The sequence below is a fragment of the Planctomycetia bacterium genome (assembly GCA_034440135.1).
Classification (GTDB): Bacteria; Planctomycetota; Planctomycetia; order Pirellulales; family JALHLM01; genus JALHLM01.
In genome coordinates, this window is the sequence record JAWXBP010000526.1 from 1 (window position 1) to 3,212 (window position 3,212).

Annotated in this window: 3 protein-coding genes; all 3 read left to right on the forward strand. The window is 61.9% G+C overall.

What is annotated here, in order from left to right; translation table 11 throughout:
* Positions 1 to 253: 253 nt before the first annotated feature.
* Complete coding sequence (locus SGJ19_29460) at positions 254 to 1,018, forward strand: hypothetical protein (GenBank protein ID MDZ4784393.1); 765 nt, start codon at positions 254 to 256, stop codon at positions 1,016 to 1,018.
* 53 nt (positions 1,019 to 1,071) lie between these two features.
* Positions 1,072 to 1,698, forward strand: a complete 627-nt coding sequence (locus SGJ19_29465) for a hypothetical protein (protein ID MDZ4784394.1) — start codon at positions 1,072 to 1,074, stop codon at positions 1,696 to 1,698.
* A gap of 558 nt (positions 1,699 to 2,256) precedes the next feature.
* On the forward strand, positions 2,257 to 3,212 hold a 956-nt coding region (locus tag SGJ19_29470; protein ID MDZ4784395.1), incomplete at its 3' end, for an ATP-binding cassette domain-containing protein.

The following is a 3,212-nucleotide window of genomic DNA, read 5'->3' on the forward strand; positions in this document are numbered from 1 at the left end:
CAGCCCTGGCCCAAGCGGTCCCTCCCGCCACAACGGCTAACTCCTCCTACGCAACCCGACCCCAACTCGGTTCGCGAATCTGAGAATGCAGTCGTCCTGAGAGATTCCTGGGGAAGATTCACGCCCCGCTGACAGAAGCCTAGCGCGGCTCGCCCGCGCGGAGGCGCGCACTGCCCCTCCACGTTCGCGCGCTCAGGGCTTACACTGGTGGCGTGACTGTTATCTTTCCCATGCCGCTTGGATCGTTCCCGCCATGTCAGATGTCGCTTCGCCCGCCCCCACCCCACAGCGCCGCATCTCCTGGGGCATCATCGCCGGAGTGGCTGTGGTCGTGCTGGTCGCCGCGGTCGGCTGGTGGTTTCTGCAGAACCGCGCGCGGGACGCGGCGGAAACCGAGGCCCGCGCCGCCTTGAATCAGGTCGCCGATCGGATCCTGCTGGTGGCGAACGGCCCGCACGTGGAAGTGGTGAACATGTTGCAGCCGATCGAGCGGGAACTGTTCCCTCAGATCGGCAAGCTGCACCACCTGCATACGTGCAAATTGTCGGACTGCGGGATCGTTGATGAGCAACTCGCGGAGTTGACGTCTTTGCCGCACCTGCTTGTCCTACAGGTGGAACGTTGCCCCGGCGTGACGTCGCAGGGCATGGCACACGTGGGGCAACTGACGACGCTGGAGAAACTGTTCGCGGACGGTACCAGCGTGGACGACGCGGGCTTGGCGGAGTTGCAAGGACTCGATCGACTCACGACGTTGGACCTATCGAACACGAAGATCACCGACCAGGGCCTGGCGCAACTTGCCGGGCTGTCGAGTCTGGAAGTTCTACGCGTCGCCGGCACGCCCATCACCGACGCCGGCTTGGAGCCGTTGAAGACGATGACAACGCTTCACTTGCTGAACATTTCGAACACGCAAGTCACCGCGGAAGGGAAGCGGGCGTTGCTGGCGGCGAACAAGGCATTGAAGCTCGAAGAAACCGAACCGACCGACGACGGCGAGACGAAGGTGGAATAACCGCGTCGCTTCCGTCCGGGCGACGATGCATGGCAATAACAAGGATTCGATGCATGTACTCGATTACGAAGCTTGCCAACATGGCATCCGCGTTGTGTCTGTTGACGCTTGCCGGCTGCCTCGGTACTCCGCCGGCGCCGCCGATGCCGTCGTACGATCCGGCCGGTTCGTCCGCGAAGGCGTTCGAGCTCTACGACGCGAACAAGGACGGGAAGATTAACGGCAAGGAGCTGGAGAAATCCGCGTCCTTGACCTTCGCGCTGGATGAACTGGATATCAACGGCGACAAGGCCATCGACAACGCGGAACTCACCGGACGTTTGCAGACGTACGTTGACATGGGCGTGGCACGCAAGTTGTTCACCGCGCAACTGGTGCTGGACGACGCACCGCTGGGAGAGGCGGAAGTGAAGTTGATCCCGGAAGAATTCATGCTCGGCGCGGTGACCGAAGGCATCGGCGTGTCGGATGCCGTCGGCATGGTCGTGGTTTCCGCGCCTGACGTCGATCCACCCGGCCTCGGCGTTGGCTTCTACCGCGTGCAGGTGTCGAAGAAAGACGCCGCGGGGAAAGAGATGGTGCCGGCGAAGTTCAACGCGGATACGACGCTCGGCATCGAACTGCCCGCCTCGACGCGGATGCGGACTTCGAGCATGCGTACAATTCAGATGAAGCGGTAGCTCGGTTCGCCGGAACTCAGGCTCCGGTCGCTCCGCGAAATTCGCCAGATCACCGGCGAACGTGACGAGTTTTTTGAATGCGCCAGGCGCGGCTCAGTTGTGAACCCAGCGATTCAGACTGCACCAGAACAGGATATTGGCGCAAACCACGAGTGCTGAGTAGATCATCACACGACGAAGGTCCGACGTCTGCCTGAGACGGAAGATTCTGCCACGATCCGCTGCATAGTGATTGGACATGCTGCTCCGATAATGGGCGAGTTGCACCGAATGAGTGCGCCGACGAAGAGTAGCGGCCTTGGTCGCTGATTTAAGACTACGTCACAAACGCTCGGGACGGACCGATTCCAGGGGTTGTGCCGCGAAAACGTCGTGATCGGGCGAGTCCGCCGCCTTCAAGACGTCTCCAACGGACCGCCTGATGTCCGCCTGCCGACCTGGAGTAAGATGGTGGCAACCCCGCCCCAGTTCTTCCTGTCCGGGCAACCGCCCTACGAAGGGGCGGCCACGAGCTGGGCGGCCGGTGTCTGACCTTCTTGGATGATTGCAGTTGTCGCTATGCCGCTGATCTCGATTAAGGAGCTCCAGATCGGCTTTCGCGGACCGCCGTTGCTGGACAACGTTTCGTGCCAGATTGAGCCAGGCGAGCGCATTGGTTTGCTGGGGCGCAACGGCGCCGGGAAGTCCACGTTTCTTCGCATCCTGTCCGGCGATGTGGAGCCGGATTCCGGACAAGTCGCGTTTGCTACCGGGGCCAAGGTCTCCCTTCTGTCTCAAGACATTCCGCAGGGCGTTTCAGGCCGCGTCATGGACGTGGTGATCCAAGGCATTCATTCGACGGAACCGGCGGACGCCTGGCAGGTCGAACAGCGCGCGACACAACTGCTGGCGCGCATGGAACTGCCGACGGAAGTCGCCTTCGACTCGCTGTCGTCGGGCATGAAGCGTCGCGTATTGCTCGCGCGTTCGCTGGTAACCGATCCAGACGTTTTGCTGCTGGATGAGCCGACGAACCATCTCGACGTGGAAGCCATCACGTGGCTCGAAGAGTTTCTCGCCCGCTGTCGCACGACGTTGATCTTCGTCACGCACGATCGCAGGTTTTTGCGCAACCTCGCCACGCGGATTCTCGAAATCGATCGAGGCCGGCTCTTCGACTGGTCGTGCGACTACGAGACGTTTCTGATCCGCAAGGTCGACGCCTTGGCCGCCGAGGAAAAGCAAAACGCCCTGTTTGACAAGCGACTGGCAGAGGAAGAAGTCTGGATCAGGCAGGGCGTCAAAGCGCGGCGCACACGCAACGAGGGACGCGTGCGAGCGCTCGAAGCCATGCGGCTGGCGCGCAGCGAACGCCAATCGCAGACGTCCGCCGCACGAATCGATATTCAAGAGGGAAATCGCAGCGGCACGCTGGTCGCCGCCGCGGCGGCGCTGGCGTTTTCCTATGGAGACCGCGAAGTCTTCCGAGATTTCTCCACCAGCGTCATGCGCGGCGACAAGATCGGCGTGATGGG

What these genes read in the sequence shown, in the direction of transcription:
- SGJ19_29460 (MDZ4784393.1), top strand. Translation starts at nt 254, where the DNA reads ATGTCAGATGTCGCTTCGCCCGCCCCCACCCCACAGCGCCGCATCTCC.
- SGJ19_29465 (MDZ4784394.1), top strand. Translation starts at nt 1,072, where the DNA reads ATGTACTCGATTACGAAGCTTGCCAACATGGCATCCGCGTTGTGTCTG.